This is a genomic window from Amycolatopsis sp. TRM77291, assembly GCF_054166285.1.
The window spans coordinates 831,440-845,210 of sequence record NZ_JBSZHF010000001.1; the positions used below are offsets into that span (position 1 = coordinate 831,440).

Sequence of the window (13,771 nt, forward strand, 5' to 3'; positions counted from 1 at the left end):
GCCGACCCTAGTCGTTCTGTTCCGCGGCCTTCCGGCGTTCGCGGCGGCCTCGCGCGATCTCGGTGGCCAGCGCGTCGAGCGGCCCGGTCCAGAACCGCCGGTACTGGTCCAGCCAGCCGTCGATCTCCTTGAGCGGGCCCGGATCGACCGAGTACAGCCGTCGCGCGCCCTCGGCGCGGACGGTGGTGAAGCCGTTCTCGCGCAGGACGCGCAGATGCTGGGAGACCGCGGGCTGCGAGATGCCGAACTCGGCGCGGACCACCGCGGTCACGTCGCCGGAACTCTGTTCCCCGTCCGCCAGCAGTTCCAGGATCCGGCGGCGTACCGGATCCCCGAGGACGTCGAACGCGTGCATCCGGCAACTATCACGGCCTGGACTTATATAAGTCAAGCGTGCAAGGCCGGGGTCACCTCGCGGTGGCATCGTGGGACGGGAGACGCCGGAAGGGGAATCGATGAAACTGGCCGAAGTGGTGGCCGACGGGTTCGGCCGCGTCCAAGAGGTCGTGCACGACGCCGTCGAGGGGTTGAGTGCCGAGCAGCTGACCGAGAGCCCGGCGCCGGGCGCGAACACGATCGCCTGGCTGGTCTGGCATCTGACCCGGGTCCAGGACGATCATGTCGCCGGCCTGATGGGCACCGAGCAGATCTGGACCGCGCAGGACTGGATGGGCCGCTTCTCGCTGCCCTTCCCGGCGTCGGACATCGGATACGGACATCGCCCCGAGGACGTCGAGGCGGTTCGTGTCCGCTCTACCGACCTGCTGACCGGCTACTACGACGCGGTGCACGAAGCGACGACGGGTTGGGTCGCCGGACTGGCCGAAGCCGACCTCGACCGTATCGTCGACGAGGCGTGGGATCCGCCCGTCACCCTCGGGGTTCGCCTGGTCAGCGTGCTCTCCGACGACCTCCAGCACGCGGGGCAGGCGGCGTACGTCCGGGGGCTCGTACTCCGCGATACGTAGGCGAGGTGCCGCTCCACGACGGACGACGGGGACGCCGCCCGCGGAAACACTGGTCGCATGAGTACTTCCACAGTGCGGCGACCGCCGATGACGCTCACCCCGCGGTGGCGGAAACTCGTCCTCGTCGTCCATGTCGTCTCCTCGCTCGGCTGGCTCGGGATCACCATGGTGAACACGGTCCTGACCTTCACCTCCGTGTTCACCGGCGACCCCCGCCGCCAGCACGCGGCCATCCTGATGATGGACCAGGTCGGCGGCTATCTCCTGCTGCCGGTCAGCATGACGGCGCTGGTCAGCGGGATCGTGCTCAGCCTCGGCACGAAATGGGGCCTGATCCGGTACAAGTGGGTCGCGATCAAACTGGTCCTGACCCTGATCGCCGCCGGGCTGACGCTGTTCTCGCTGCTGCCGGGCATCCGGGAGCTGGCGGCCGCGGCGGAGTCCACTTTGGACGGCGTGTTCGTGGAGGCGGGGCGGCGCGTGGACGGGTTCTACCCGATCATCGTGTCCACGACGATGTACGTGACCATGACCGTGCTGTCGGTGTACAAACCGGGCGGCAAGACACCGTACGGACGCAGGGTGACCGCCACCCGGGTTCGTGACCGGCAGCCGGCCTAGAACTGCTCCAGGGCTTCGTCGATCCTCTCGGCTTCGGCGCGCAGATCGTCCAAGACGGTCTGCGCGGCCGCGGTTTCACCGTTCGCCGTCTCTTCCTCCAGTTCGGCGTCGGCGAGCCGCCGCCGGAGCTCGTTCGCCTTCTCCGTGGCCTTCTCCGCCCGGCGTTCGGCGCGGGACACGTCGATCTCGGCCTGTTTGCAGGCCTTCGCGAGCTCGGCGGCCTCGCGCCGGAGCCGGTTGAACTCCGCCACCCGCTTCTGCTCGCGTTCGGCCTCTTCGCGGGCCTTGGCGATCCGCTCCTCGTCGGCCTTCTCGGCGGCCTTCTGCTTCGCCTTCCGCCGATCGTCCAAATGCGACACGGTGGCGGGTCTTTCGCGCTCCGGTGCGGGTTTCCGCTTCGGCTGCGGGATGAAGCCACTGGTCAGCCACTGGTCGCCGGTGCTGTCCGCTCCGCTGCTCAGCCGCCCGGCCAGTGCGAGCGCCGCGACCTCGGGGTCGGCCACGACGGCTTCGAGAGTGGCTTCGACTTCGCGGGCGACCGGCTCGCTCATCGAAGGTTCGTCGCGCAGGATCCGGTTCACGAGCTCCTGCCGCCGGCGGGCGAGTTTGCGCAGGTCGGCGCCGGCGAGCGCCGAATGCGCCTTGCGCAGATCGTCGCCGAGGCCCGCCAGCTCCGCCAGCTCGGGGGAGCCCGCCCGGCGGTTGAGGATCGAGGCCGCCAGCGTGGGCTTCCGCAGGGCACGGATACGCTCGGCCAAGGCGGGATCCCCCGCGGCTTTGGCCTCTTTCGCCCGCTGATTGCGCACCGAGACGAACTCGGCCGGATCGCCGCCGTAGAGCTCGTCCGCGACCTCGTCGAAGTCCATCGCCCTCCGCAGGGTAAGTGGCCGGTCAAGGCCAGGCCGGGTGGCCATGCTGCCGTACGCGTCAGCCGATGATCCCACGAGAATCCGGAGCTTTCACCTTTTCGGGGCTACCCGGCCACCTAGCGGATCGGGTCCTCCGGCGACACCCGCCGGACCGGTGAATCCGGACTGCCCGGAGCCGGTCGGACCAACGACAGATGGGCACTTTGGAGGTGGCTTCCTCCCGGTGGCGGAACAACGATGGTGATCAGGGGGGAAAGCCATCAGCCGCTGGAGGCACCGAATGTCCGTGACCGAACGCGTACCCGTTTCACCGCAGGCGAGCTTTCTCGGTTCCGGACCGTATCCGGAACACCGATGGCGGGTGGTCCTCTGGTCCGTCCTCGCGGGATTCGCGCTGACGGTGATCTGGTCGGCGCCCTTTGTGGACAGTGTGATCGGGGACAGTGTCGCCAATACGCTGCTGGGCCACGACGCCAAGGCGACCCCGATCGGCGGTGTGCTGGCCGGGACGTTCTTCGCGTTCGTTTCGGGGCTGGCCGGAACGTTCACCGCGTGCAACATCGCCGCTTTCGGTGCCGTCGCCCCGCTTGTCGGCGGGGGAGCCACCGGGCGGCCGAAGTTCACGGACACGCTGAAGCCGCTGGGCTGCATCGCCGCGGGGATGCTGACGGTTTCCGTGGTGTACGGCGTTATCGTCGCGCTCGTCGGCACCAGGATGCCACAGTTCTCGACGGCCTCGTCCGCCGGCGGGCTCTCCCCGCGGAACATCCAGTCGATGATCGTCTACGGCGTGATCGGGATCGTGTTCATCGTGCTGGGCCTGGCTTCCGTCGGCATCATCCGCAACCCGATCGCCGGGCTCACCCGCCGGTTCCCGCCCGCGCCGCTCGTGCTGATGGGCGCGCTCATCGGCGGTTTCCTGATCGGCAGGCCGTTCCCGCTGTTCCGGATGATGTTCCGCAGCGCGGCCGAAAGCCACAACGTGTTCTACGGCGCCGCCGCGTTCGCCCTCCAGTCGGTCGGCAACATCCTGGTGATGGCGCTGTTGTTCCTTCTGCTCACGCACGGCACGGGCGGGCGGCTTCAGCGATGGATGCTCGCGAAGCCCACCAGGATCGCCGTGGTGACCGGTGCCGCGTTGCTGGTCGCCGGCACGTTCACGCTGCTCTACTGGGACCTGCGCGTGCTGGGCCGGACCGGCGTCATCTGGTACCCGACGATCAAGTGGTGAAGAGCCGGGCCAGTACCTGTTCCACCGAATCCTGAAGGCACCTCGCCGCGTCCTCCCGGCCGGCGAGGTGCTTCAGCAACCCTTGCTGGAACAGGCCATCGAAGAGCGCATACGTCGTCGACGGGGAGAAGTCCGTCGGCTTGCCCAGTAGTTCCGCGTACCGGGAGACGACCCGCCAGATCATCAGTTCGAGTGTCTCGTCGATGGCGAGGACGTCAACCTGGAACAGCTTCTCGAACAGGCTCTGATTGCGCAGGTCGTACCAGAGCCGGTGCAGGCGCGCGTTTTCCCGCAGCGTGGCAGCCGTCGCGGCGCCGAAGGCCGTTCTCAGTTCTTCGGCCGTCTCCGCGGTCTCGGCTATCCGGTCGTACCGGGTGACGCATTCGGCCTTGTACTGCTTGACGCAGTAGGTGATCAGCTCGGCCTTGTCCCGGAAGTAATAGTGCAGGACCCCGTGCGAGAACTCGGAGTTCTGCGCGATCTCCCGCAGGCTCGTGCGCGCGTAGCCCAGCTCGGACAAGGTGACCAGCGCCGACCTCGCCAGCTGCGCGCGCCGTTGGCCGAACCTGTCCTCCTGGCGGGTCTCGTCACCGCTGCGGTCCGCCACGTCGGTCACAGTTCCCGGTTCCCGTCGCCTCGGGTGCCCGCCGTCCACGAGCACGTCGCCGGATTCTAGCCCGGGAAAGGGTTTTCTTGCGCCCGACAGAATTACTCGAGCCACTCGGTGATGAAATGGTCGCTTTCGTGGATGTGGACGGCTTCGTAGACTTCCGGTCCGATCACGGCGAACTTGTGCGGGGTGTCCGCGGGCACGACCAGGATGTCGCCTGTTCCTCCTTCGCGTTCGGTGTCCCCGATGGTGAACCTCGCCCGGCCGCGGATGACGACGAACGTCTCGCGGTACGGATGCTGGTGCAGCCTCGGTCCGGAACCGTCGACGTCGGTCCGCTCGCGGATGATCGAGACTCCGGAACCGATGTCGCGGCCTTCGACGTTTCCCAGGGTTTCGGTGCTCATTCCGCCACTCTAGCCCTGGTCACGGGTGCGGTGGGCCTACTCGCCGCGGTCGACCACGAACGCCGAAAGGCCGACGAGCAGCGCCCTGGCGGGCCGGTCGGGAAGGCCGAGCGAGAGGTCCCTCGCCTTGGCGGCGTATCCGTGGGCTTCGGCGAGCGCGCGCCCGACACCGGCGGATTCGCGGAGCAGCCCGAGCGCCTCCTGGCGGACCACAGGATCGGCAACCGGTCCGTGGCCGATGATCTCGCGTAGCCGAGCGGCACCGGGCCCCTCGTCGTCGAGCGCGTGGAGCATCGGCAAGGTGACGACGCCTTCACGGAGATCGGTGCCCGCGGACTTGCCGAGGTCGGTGGTGGACGCGGAGATGTCGAGGACGTCGTCGGAGATCTGGAACGCCACCCCGATCAGTTCGCCGTACTGGCCCAACGTTTCGATGATCCGCTCATCCGCGCCCGACACCTGCGCGCCGAGCCTGCCCGCCATCGCGATCAGCGACGCGGACTTGTCGGCCATCACCTGGATGTGGTGCTCGTACGGCGCGTGACGGCCGCAGTTCTCGAACGGTCCGGTCGTCTCGAGGAACTGGCCGCGCACGAGCCTGCCGAACGTCTTCGCCTGCGACCGCAACGCGTAGTCGCCGAGCCCGGCGCCGACCCGTGCCGCGCAGGCGAGCACGTAGTCTCCGATCAGGACAGCCTTCTTGTTGCCCCACAAGGAGTTCGCACTGGTGACCCCGTGCCGCATCGGCGCTTCGTCCATGACATCGTCGTGATACAGCGTCGCGACGTGAACGAGCTCGACGAGGGTGGCCGCCGAGATCGCGTCGCCTTGCCCGTCGCCGAACGCCGCCGCGGCCAGCGCCATCAACGGACGCAGCCTCTTCCCGCCCGCGCGGACGAGATGGGTGGCGGCTTCGGTGAGCTCCGGATGACCGGGGCTGCGCAACACCTCCTGAAGTCTCTCTTCGACCCGGGCGAGCCCGGCGCGGAGTCCGGTGGCGAACTCCGCGTGCCGCTCGACGGCCGGGTCCAGGCCGAGTTCCGTGATCGTCGTGGTCGTGTTCACGACCTCCAGCATCCGAGCCGGAGGCTCGCGACCGCATGGCGCCCGGGAGGGAGATCGCTCCCTCCCGAGAGGGAAACCGCCCGGTCAGAAGGGCGGCTCCGGGCTTCCGGCGGGCACCGGCGTTCGCTCCCAGGCCCCGTCCGACGGTGTGCCGCCCGAACTCCGGCCCGCTTTGTTCACCTTCGCCGTGGCGTACCGCAGCGACGGCCCGATCTCGTCGACGTCGAGCTCCACCACCGTGCGTTTCTCGCCTTCCTTGGTTTCGAAGGATCGCTGTTTCAGCCTGCCCTGCACGATGACCCTCGTCCCTCTGGTGAGGGATTCGGCCAGATTCTCCGCGGCCTGCTTCCACAGTGCGCAGCGCAGGAACAGCGGGTCTCCGTCGCGCCATTCCCCGCTCGCGCGGTCCAGGACGCGTGGTGTCGACGCGACCGTGAAGTTCGCGACCGCCGCTCCGGACGGGGTGAACTTCAGCTCCGGATCGGTCGTCAGGTTGCCGATCACCGTGAGCACCGTTTCTCCGGCCATGGGACTTTCCTCCTCGGGTCCGCGCGCGGACCCGGCCGGGCCCGCTGTCGCCTGTGAAGAGGAGACCACCGGGGTACGACAGTTTCCGGTGTCCCGCGGCGGCCGGATGTCACGAAAGGGTGGTTCAAGGCGAAAAGTGTCCTGAACTACCCTTTCGTTACCCCGCGAGCGGCCGACCCGAGCCGCGCGAGCCCCTCGTCGACGCGGTCAGAACCGACCAGGCCGTAGCCGATCACCAGCCCGCCACGTGTTCCCCCGTAGGTGGCCAGGCTTTCGACGGCCACCCCCGCGCGGGACGCTTCCGCCACCACACCGTCCACAGTGACCGTCGAATGTGGACGTAGCAGTGCGCACAGGTGGAGCCCGGCACTCGACGGAACGACTTCCAGCAGATCGCGTAGTTCCTCGCGGACGAACGCCAGGATCCGCTCCCGCCGTACCGAATACTCCCGGGTCGCCTTGCGCACGTGACGCGCGAGCAGACCCTCGTCGATGAAGCTCGCCAACGCGGCTTGTGTCACGAGATCACCGTGCCAGTCCGTGAGCTGTTTCGCCTGCCGCAACGCCGGGCGCAGCGAAGCGGGCGCGACGAGGAAACCGAGGCGCAGCAAGGGAAGAAGCGTCTTCGAGAACGACCCGACGTAGACCACCCTGCCGTCGCGGTCCAGGCTTTGGAGCGGTTCGAGCGGCCGGTCCGAGAACCGGTACTCGCTGTCGTAGTCGTCCTCGACGATCACCGCGTCGTTCCGCTCCGCCCACGCCAGCAACGCCGTCCTCCTGGCGAGTGACATCGGCGTGCCGAGCGGGAACTGGTGCGACGGCGTCGTATAGATCAGCCCGGTGCCCTTGGCGAGCGCGGCGACGTCGAGGCCTTCGGCGTCCACCGGGACCTTGGTGATCCGGGCACCGTGGGCGGCGAAGAGCCGTTCGGCCGGGGGATAGCCGGGATCTTCGACCGCGACCCGCGTGCCGGGCTCGATCAGGACCCGGCCGATCAGGTCGAGAGCCTGCTGCGCTCCCTGGGTGACCACCAGGTCCTCGCCGCCGGCCCGCACCGATCGGGCGGCGCCGATATGCCGGGTGATCGCCACCCGCAGTGCTTCGAGCCCGGCGGGGTCGGCATACCCCGACGGTGGCAGCAGCGACGGCCGCAAGGCTTGGCCGACCAGCCGTCGCCAGGTCCGCAAGGGGAACAGGGCCGGATCCGGGGCGCCGACGCGGAAGTCGAACTCGGGAGCGGACCGGTCTTCGCCGGGGAGGGCCGGAAGCGAACGCCAGCGGGCGACCGGCCGCACTCCGGAGCCCGCGGGCGCGGCGCGTTCCGCCCGCGCCACGGGATCCGCGCTGACGAACGTCCCGCGTCCGACGTGGCCGCTGAGGAACCCTTCCGCGGTGAGCCGCTCGTAGGCGACCGCGACGGTGTTGCGCGAGACGTCGAGCTCGCGGGCCAGTTCCCTGGTCGGCGGCAGACGCTCCCCGGCGCGCAGGCGCCCGTCGAGGATGCCGTCGCGGAGCTGGCGGTAGATCCGCGCGGCCAGATCGGCGTGTCCGTCGAGGCTGATGTGGAACGGCACGGGACGAGCCTATATTGGCCCAACGAGAATGGCTGATATTGGAACTGGGAAGTGGCCAATCCGGCACCTAGCTTGAGTCGTATGAAGCGACTGACCTCGGCCCAGCTGATCAGCTCCGTCGGCGACGGCGCCTACTACGTCAGCTCGGCCCTCTACTTCACGCTCGTCGTGGGGCTTTCGCCCGCGCAGGTGGGCCTCGGCCTCACCGCGGGCTGGGCGATCGGCTCGGTGGCCGGGATCGCCCTCGGACACGTGGCGGACCGTCGCGGCCCCAAGGGAACGGCCGTCTTCCTGGCGCTGGGCACGGCCGCGTCGGTGACGGCGTTCCTCTTCGTCGGCTCCGTCGTCACGTTCGTGATCGCGGCCTGCGTCTACGCCTGCTTTCAATGCGGTCTCGGCGCGGCGAGGCAGGCGTTGCTCGCCGGCCTGATCGACCCCGTCGAGCGCACGACGTTCCGCGCCCGGTTGCAGGCGCTTTCCAACGCGGGGATCGCGATCGGCGCGGCGCTCGGCGGTATCGCGCTGGCGCTCGGGACGCGAGAGGCGTTCCTGACCGTCTTCGTCCTCGACGCGCTGGCTTTCGTGGCCGCGGCTCTCGTGCTCCGCAAGGTGCCTTCGGTGGCTCCGGTACCGGCACGGGAGGGTGAGCCGTCCGTCGCCGTTCTCCGCGATCGCCCGTACGCGTTGCTGGCGCTGCTCAACATGGTCATGTTGCTCTACATGCCGCTGTTCAGCCTGGTCCTGCCGCTGTGGATCTCGACCAGGACGGCGGCCCCGAGCTGGCTGGTCTCCGCGATGCTCGTGCTCAACACGGCGAGCGTGGTGGTCTTCCAGGTCCGCGTGGCGCGCGGCGTGACCGGCCTGCGCAGCGCCTCCCGCTACGCCCGGTACGCGGGACTGCTGCTCTTCTTCTCCTGCCTGGTGTTCTCGTTCTCCGCCATGGGCGAATCCGCGTGGGCGGCGGCCCTGGTCCTGCTTCTGGGGGCCGCACTGCAGGTGGTGGGGGAGATGGCGCAGGCGGCGGGCTCGTGGGAGATCGGCTTCGGTCTCGCTCCCGAGGGCGCACAGGGCCAGTACCAAGGGCTTTTCGGCGCCGGTGCGGCCATCGCCCGCATGCTCGGCCCGGTGTTGCTGACCGGGCTGATCCTCGTCGGCGGCGCGGCGGGCTGGGTGGTGCTGGGTGGCTTGTTCCTGGTGGCGGGCACGCTCACCGGCCCGGTCGTCCGGTGGGCGGAGCGGCGCTCACAGCGGTTCGATCCGGTGGACGGCGCCGTCGCTCACGCCGAGCAGATCGATGGAGAGGCCGTTGCAGGTGACGGTGCCGTCCGGTCCGAGCGTGGCCGTGAAGTCGAGACCGTTGGTTGAAGCCTCGAGCAGGACTGGTCCCGGGGTCAGCCTTCGAGTGCTCGCCGGAAGTGATCGGCGAGATCGAGCGCCGCGGCTTCCTCGCGGGTGTACCAGGAGAAGGCGTCGTGTTCGCCGGGATCGAGCACCACTTCGTCCCCGGTCTCTTCGGAGAGCGCGTACACCGTGGCGTGGATCCGCATCGGCCTGCCCGCCACGTCGTCCCAGCTGTGGGTGCCGCGTTCGCCGGTCACGCGGACGGTCAGCCCGGTCTCCTCGGCGAACTCGCGGACCACGGTCTCGTCGGGCCGCTCGCCCGGCTCGACGGTGCCGCCCGGCATCTCCCAGCGGCCGCCGAGGAAGGCGCCCGGCCGCCGCCGGATGAACAGGATCTTCCCGTCGCGGATGAGCCTGCCGTAGGCCAAGTACTTGTCCGTCACGAGCGCATCTTCCCGTATCCGAAATGCCCGCCGAATCAAGGACCGAACCTGTCCGCAATGCCTCGTAACGTGGGCTTCATGGAAAACACCGAGATCCGCCCCTTCCGCCTCGACATCCCGCAGGAGCAGCTGGACGAGCTGCACGCGAAGCTCGACAGCGCGCGCTGGCCCGCTCCGCTCCCCGGCGACGGCTGGGACACCGGCGTGCCGGTGGCGTGGCTGCGCGGACTCGCCGAATACTGGCGCGACGGCTACGACTGGCGTGCCGCCGAACGCGAGATCAACCGTCATCCGCAGTTCACCACGGTCATCGACGGCCAGCGGATCCACTTCCTGCACGTCCGCTCGCCCGAAGCCGGCGCGACGCCGCTGATCCTCACGCACGGCTGGCCGGGTTCGGTGGTGGAGTTCCTGGACGTCATCGGCCCGCTCACGGATCCGAAAGCGTACGGCGGAGACCCGGCGGACGCTTTCCACCTCGTGATCCCGTCGCTGCCCGGCTTCGGTTTTTCGGGCCCGGTCTCGGATTCCGGCTGGACCATGCCGCGGATCGGCCGGGCATGGGCGGAGCTGATGCGCCGTCTCGGCTACGAGCGCTACGGCGTGCAGGGCGGCGACCTCGGCGCTTCGGTGTCACCGGAGGTGGCCAGGGTCGCGCCGGACAAGGTGATCGGCGTACACGTCAACGGCGGGCTGACCCCGATGCCGCCGATGTCCATGCCGGAGGAGGAGTTCGCGTCGCTCACCGACGTCGAACGTGACCGCGTCAAGCGGATCGAGGCCTTCATGCGGGAGGAGTTCGGCTACATCGCGATCCAGTCGACGCGGCCGCAGACCCTCGGCTACGGACTCGTGGACTCCCCGGTCGCGCAGCTGGCCTGGATCATGGACAAGTTCCGTGAGTGGACGCATCCGCGCCCGACGTTGCCCGAAGAGATCATCGGCAAGGACCGGTTGCTGACCAACGTGATGTTCACCTGGCTCACCGGCACGGCGGCTTCGTCCGCGTACGTCGGCTACGCGCAGGCGGAAACCTGGGGAGCCGTCGAGAAGAACTCCGGCGTGCCTACGGCGGCGCTGGTCTTCGCGCACGACGTGGGGATCCGGCGTTATTCGGAGGACGCCCACACGATCGTGCGGTGGACCGACGTCGATCGCGGCGGGCACTTCGCGGCGTTGGAGGAGCCCGAGATCCTGGTCGCGGACGTGCGGGAGTTCTTCCGCTCGCTCAAGTGAGGAGGACGGCTGTTCGCCCGAGGAAGCGGCCGTAGTCGTCCACTTCGGACTCCAGCCCGGCGATGGCGGACCGCGGCAGCGTGGCGAAGGGTTCCACGACGACCTTCGTCAGCTTCGCGGTCCGCTCGGTGTGCCAGGTTCCGGCGATCCGTCCGTCGATCAGCACGGTCGGCGCGATCATCCCGCCGCCGGAGTTGACGCGTTTCGTCTCGGCCGGATCGAGGAGCAGATCGCGGTCACGGTAACCCAGCAGGTACGTGTCGAAGGCGCCGAGCAGGCGCGGGGGACACGGGGGCGCGGACAGATCGGTCTCCGAGAGAGCGAAGGCCTTGCCGACGGGAACGGGGTCCAGCGCGGTGAAAGCCTTGCGGCAGAGGCCGATCGGGAGCCCGGACCAAGCGCTGAAGTCGTCGGCGGTCGCGATGCCATAGGCGGTCAGGTACCGGTGCGCGAGTTCGGTGTGGGGTTCGTCCGGCGTACGGCTCTCAGTGACCCATTCGTCGAGGAGCACGTACGTCGGCTCCGTGCCGGCGTCCTGGCCTCGGCACAGCAGTCCGCGATTGGCCGCGTACGCCAGGAGATGAGCCGGTGCCTGAGACTTCGCGTCGAGCGCGATGCCCTCGGCGGCCAAGCCGTCCACGATCTCCTGTCGAGTGAGTGCCTTGCCCCGCAAGAGATCCTGGAGTTTGCCGAGCGCGCGTTCGCAGAGTTCGCCGGTGAGGTCCAGCTGCTTGCGCCGTCCCTGTCCTGCCTGGGCGTTGCGGGGGCCGAACAGCCGGTTCAGCCAGCGGAGATCCGCCGTCGGCACGAGATGGAGCGTCTTGCGCATCAGCCAGGTGCGCGTCACGGCGCGGGAAGCGTCGACGTCCGGAGCGGTCAGACGCCGGCTACGGGCCCGGATCGCGAGGCGGGCGGCGGGCATCGACTGCGCCTGGACCGCGGCGACGGAGCCGACCACGGCGAGCACGTCCGCGGCCGGCGCGCTCAGCAGTTGCGCGTGGGTGCGGACGGCGCGAATGTCGTTGTCGGACAGTGTCACCCACTGACGATCTCATGGGCGTGCGCCGGTTCGGTGTGCACGACCGCTTCCGCGAGCCGCGGGAGGACCTCGCGCAGCCGCGCCTCGACCCGATGAGCCAGGTGATGCGCCTCGGTGACGCTCAGCCCGGCTTCGACCGACACCGCCAGTTCCGCGCGCAGGCTGTGCCCGATCCAGCGCATCCGCAGGTCCCGCGTGCCGAGCACGCCGGGCACCTCGGCGGCCGCGCGTTCGGCGCGATCGACGTCGGCCGGGTCGACGGCGTCCATCAGACGGCGGAAGACCTCCTTGGCCGCGTCGCGCAGGACGAACAAGATGGCGACGGTGATGGCGAGGCCGATGATCGGGTCGGCCATCGGGAACCCGAGCCCCACCCCGAGGGCACCGAGCACGACGGCGAGCGACGTGAAGCCGTCCGTGCGGGCGTGCAGCCCGTCGGCGACCAGCGCGGCCGACCCGATCTCGCGGCCGACGGTGATCCGGTACCTGGCCACGAGTTCGTTGCCCGCGAAGCCGATGACGCCCGCCGCCGCGACCACCCAGAGATGCTGGACCGGGCGTGGATCGAGCAACCGGGTGACAGACTCGTAACCGGCCAGGAAGGCCGAGGCGGCGATGAGCAGGACGACGATCACCCCGGCCAGGTCTTCGGCGCGGCCGAGGCCGTAGGTGTAGCGGCGGGTGGCGGCACGGCGGCCGAGCAGGAAGGCGATGCCGAGCGGGACCGCGGTCAGCGCGTCGGCGAAGTTGTGGATCGTGTCGCCGAGGAGAGCCACCGAACCGGTGATCAGCACGAGCGCGAGCTGGGCGACGGCGGTGACGAACAGGGCGGCGAAGGACCAGATCAGCGTCCGGACGCCGCGTTTGCTGGTCTCCAGCGCGGAGTCGACGCGGTCGGCGCTGTCGTGGCTGTGCGGAGTCAGCAGATGCCGGAGACGGCTCTTCGCGGACTGGTGGCCGTGACTGTGTCCATGCCCGGGCATCTTCGACCTCCTTGTCACAATACCTGCGCAGTCATGCAGGTACGCAGGTAGAAGGATAACGGTTATCCTCCTGGCATGCACGAGTCGGTCCCGGATTTCGAGATGCCCACCGAGGAGCAGGTCCACCTGGCCGCGGAGACGTTCCGGCTGCTCGCGGATCCGACGCGGGTCAAGGTCCTCTGGGCGCTGCTCCAAGGCGAGTCTTCGGTCGCCTGTCTCGCGGAACTGGCGGGAGCGGCGCCGACGGCGGTCAGCCAGCATCTCGCGAAACTGCGGCTCGCCGGACTGGTCAAGGGGCGTCGCGAGGGGACGTTCGTCTACTACTCGGCGGCCAACGACCACGTCCGCGGGCTGCTCGCGCAGGCCCTGTTCCACGCGGACCACATCGATCGCGACATCCCGGCGCTGCATTCGGCGGGGAAACCCCACCGTCCGGCGGCGCGCTGAATCCGGCTACGGTGGAGCCGTGACCCAGCCCGCGTACCCGGCCGCCCTGCGGTGGCTGTTGTTGTGCGTGGTGGCGCTGGGTCTGGTCGGCATGCACCACGTCGTCGCCGAATCCGGGCACGACGCTGGGCACTCCGCCGTCGCGATGGCTGATCCGTGTTGCGCGGACACGTCTTCGCACGACGGCGTTGGACATGGTGGACACAGTGGACTGCACCTGTGCCTCGCGGTGCTGGTCGCGGCCGTGCTCCTGATCGTCTCCTGGCTGCTCGTCCGGAAAGGACGGACGGTGACGACCTGGAAATCGCGTCCGCGCGGCGGTTCGGCGTCGGGCCGTGATCCGCCGCGCTGGAGACCGGTGCCCGAAAGATTGTCGCTTCTCTGCGTGTTGCGGGTGTGACAGGCGGGT

At 69.2% G+C, this 13,771-nt stretch carries 17 protein-coding genes; 7 read left to right on the forward strand and 10 right to left on the reverse strand.

Annotation, left to right across the window (positions count from 1 at the left end):
* Window positions 1-7: 7 nt before the first annotated feature.
* Entirely contained in the window at window positions 8-355 is a 348-nt protein-coding gene (locus ACXIZN_RS03955; protein WP_457952591.1) for an ArsR/SmtB family transcription factor, read from the reverse strand.
* Between the two features lie 100 nt (window positions 356-455).
* On the opposite strand from ACXIZN_RS03955, the gene ACXIZN_RS03960 reads away from it, so the two are divergent.
* Window positions 456-968: a mycothiol transferase gene (locus ACXIZN_RS03960; RefSeq protein WP_457952592.1), complete on the forward strand. Its 513-nt coding sequence runs from the start codon at window positions 456-458 to the stop codon at window positions 966-968.
* A 57-nt stretch (window positions 969-1,025) separates the two neighbouring features.
* Window positions 1,026-1,589: a hypothetical protein gene (locus tag ACXIZN_RS03965; protein ID WP_457952593.1), complete on the forward strand. Its 564-nt coding sequence runs from the start codon at window positions 1,026-1,028 to the stop codon at window positions 1,587-1,589.
* Here the strand turns inward: ACXIZN_RS03965 and ACXIZN_RS03970 are convergent.
* Window positions 1,586-2,455, reverse strand: a complete 870-nt coding sequence (locus ACXIZN_RS03970) for a hypothetical protein (protein WP_457952594.1) — start codon at window positions 2,453-2,455, stop codon at window positions 1,586-1,588. The two genes, ACXIZN_RS03965 and ACXIZN_RS03970, sit on opposite strands and share 4 nt — an antisense overlap.
* 283 nt (window positions 2,456-2,738) lie before the next feature.
* On the opposite strand from ACXIZN_RS03970, the gene ACXIZN_RS03975 reads away from it, so the two are divergent.
* Complete coding sequence (locus ACXIZN_RS03975) at window positions 2,739-3,689, forward strand: hypothetical protein (RefSeq protein ID WP_457952595.1); 951 nt, start codon at window positions 2,739-2,741, stop codon at window positions 3,687-3,689.
* Here the strand turns inward: ACXIZN_RS03975 and ACXIZN_RS03980 are convergent.
* The 5 genes from ACXIZN_RS03980 to pdxR all read right to left on the reverse strand — a co-directional run bounded on the left by ACXIZN_RS03980 (window position 3,679) and on the right by pdxR (window position 7,873).
* A complete protein-coding gene (locus ACXIZN_RS03980) occupies window positions 3,679-4,305 on the reverse strand; it encodes a TetR/AcrR family transcriptional regulator (protein WP_457960451.1) in 627 nt (208 codons plus the stop codon). The genes ACXIZN_RS03975 and ACXIZN_RS03980 overlap by 11 nt on opposite strands.
* Window positions 4,306-4,397: 92 nt before the next feature.
* On the reverse strand, window positions 4,398-4,706 hold the full coding sequence (locus tag ACXIZN_RS03985; protein ID WP_126733643.1) for a cupin domain-containing protein: 309 nt from the start codon (window positions 4,704-4,706) through the stop codon (window positions 4,398-4,400).
* Window positions 4,707-4,742: 36 nt separating this feature from the next.
* Window positions 4,743-5,771, reverse strand: coding sequence for a polyprenyl synthetase family protein (locus ACXIZN_RS03990; protein ID WP_457952596.1), 1,029 nt, complete (start codon window positions 5,769-5,771; stop codon window positions 4,743-4,745).
* Window positions 5,772-5,855: 84 nt separating this feature from the next.
* Entirely contained in the window at window positions 5,856-6,299 is a 444-nt protein-coding gene (locus tag ACXIZN_RS03995) for a single-stranded DNA-binding protein (protein ID WP_457952597.1), read from the reverse strand.
* Window positions 6,300-6,445: 146 nt separating this feature from the next.
* Window positions 6,446-7,873 carry a MocR-like pyridoxine biosynthesis transcription factor PdxR gene (gene pdxR / locus ACXIZN_RS04000; protein WP_457952598.1) on the reverse strand — a complete coding sequence of 476 codons (1,428 nt, stop codon included), beginning with the start codon at window positions 7,871-7,873 and terminating at the stop codon, window positions 6,446-6,448.
* 81 nt (window positions 7,874-7,954) lie between these two features.
* On the opposite strand from pdxR, the gene ACXIZN_RS04005 reads away from it, so the two are divergent.
* Window positions 7,955-9,238: an MFS transporter gene (locus ACXIZN_RS04005; protein ID WP_457952599.1), complete on the forward strand. Its 1,284-nt coding sequence runs from the start codon at window positions 7,955-7,957 to the stop codon at window positions 9,236-9,238.
* A 26-nt stretch (window positions 9,239-9,264) separates the two neighbouring features.
* Here ACXIZN_RS04005 and ACXIZN_RS04010 read toward each other — a convergent pair whose 3' ends face one another.
* A complete protein-coding gene (locus tag ACXIZN_RS04010) occupies window positions 9,265-9,657 on the reverse strand; it encodes an NUDIX hydrolase (RefSeq protein ID WP_457952600.1) in 393 nt (130 codons plus the stop codon).
* Between the two features lie 78 nt (window positions 9,658-9,735).
* Between ACXIZN_RS04010 and ACXIZN_RS04015 the strand changes: the two genes are divergently transcribed.
* On the forward strand, window positions 9,736-10,893 hold the full coding sequence (locus ACXIZN_RS04015) for an epoxide hydrolase family protein (RefSeq protein ID WP_457952601.1): 1,158 nt from the start codon (window positions 9,736-9,738) through the stop codon (window positions 10,891-10,893).
* Here the strand turns inward: ACXIZN_RS04015 and ACXIZN_RS04020 are convergent.
* Window positions 10,886-11,932 carry a winged helix DNA-binding domain-containing protein gene (locus ACXIZN_RS04020; protein ID WP_457952602.1) on the reverse strand — a complete coding sequence of 349 codons (1,047 nt, stop codon included), beginning with the start codon at window positions 11,930-11,932 and terminating at the stop codon, window positions 10,886-10,888. The two genes, ACXIZN_RS04015 and ACXIZN_RS04020, sit on opposite strands and share 8 nt — an antisense overlap.
* Entirely contained in the window at window positions 11,929-12,915 is a 987-nt protein-coding gene (locus ACXIZN_RS04025) for a cation diffusion facilitator family transporter (RefSeq protein ID WP_457952603.1), read from the reverse strand. Before ACXIZN_RS04025 ends, ACXIZN_RS04020 begins: the two co-directional genes overlap by 4 nt.
* Window positions 12,916-12,990: 75 nt before the next feature.
* Between ACXIZN_RS04025 and ACXIZN_RS04030 the strand changes: the two genes are divergently transcribed.
* Together ACXIZN_RS04030 and ACXIZN_RS04035 are read left to right on the forward strand one after the other, a co-directional pair.
* Window positions 12,991-13,362, forward strand: a complete 372-nt coding sequence (locus ACXIZN_RS04030; protein WP_192741235.1) for an ArsR/SmtB family transcription factor — start codon at window positions 12,991-12,993, stop codon at window positions 13,360-13,362.
* Between the two features lie 19 nt (window positions 13,363-13,381).
* Window positions 13,382-13,762 carry a DUF6153 family protein gene (locus ACXIZN_RS04035; RefSeq protein ID WP_457952604.1) on the forward strand — a complete coding sequence of 127 codons (381 nt, stop codon included), beginning with the start codon at window positions 13,382-13,384 and terminating at the stop codon, window positions 13,760-13,762.
* Window positions 13,763-13,771: the final 9 nt, after the last annotated feature.

Coding starts and splice junctions, on each gene's coding strand:
- ACXIZN_RS03955 (WP_457952591.1), bottom strand. CDS start 355: ATGCACGCGTTCGACGTCCTCGGGGATCCGGTACGCCGCCGGATCCTG.
- ACXIZN_RS03960 (WP_457952592.1), top strand. CDS start 456: ATGAAACTGGCCGAAGTGGTGGCCGACGGGTTCGGCCGCGTCCAAGAG.
- ACXIZN_RS03965 (WP_457952593.1), top strand. CDS start 1,026: ATGAGTACTTCCACAGTGCGGCGACCGCCGATGACGCTCACCCCGCGG.
- ACXIZN_RS03970 (WP_457952594.1), bottom strand. CDS start 2,455: ATGGACTTCGACGAGGTCGCGGACGAGCTCTACGGCGGCGATCCGGCC.
- ACXIZN_RS03975 (WP_457952595.1), top strand. CDS start 2,739: ATGTCCGTGACCGAACGCGTACCCGTTTCACCGCAGGCGAGCTTTCTC.
- ACXIZN_RS03985 (WP_126733643.1), bottom strand. CDS start 4,706: ATGAGCACCGAAACCCTGGGAAACGTCGAAGGCCGCGACATCGGTTCC.
- ACXIZN_RS03995 (WP_457952597.1), bottom strand. CDS start 6,299: ATGGCCGGAGAAACGGTGCTCACGGTGATCGGCAACCTGACGACCGAT.
- ACXIZN_RS04005 (WP_457952599.1), top strand. CDS start 7,955: ATGAAGCGACTGACCTCGGCCCAGCTGATCAGCTCCGTCGGCGACGGC.
- ACXIZN_RS04015 (WP_457952601.1), top strand. CDS start 9,736: ATGGAAAACACCGAGATCCGCCCCTTCCGCCTCGACATCCCGCAGGAG.
- ACXIZN_RS04025 (WP_457952603.1), bottom strand. CDS start 12,915: ATGCCCGGGCATGGACACAGTCACGGCCACCAGTCCGCGAAGAGCCGT.
- ACXIZN_RS04030 (WP_192741235.1), top strand. CDS start 12,991: ATGCACGAGTCGGTCCCGGATTTCGAGATGCCCACCGAGGAGCAGGTC.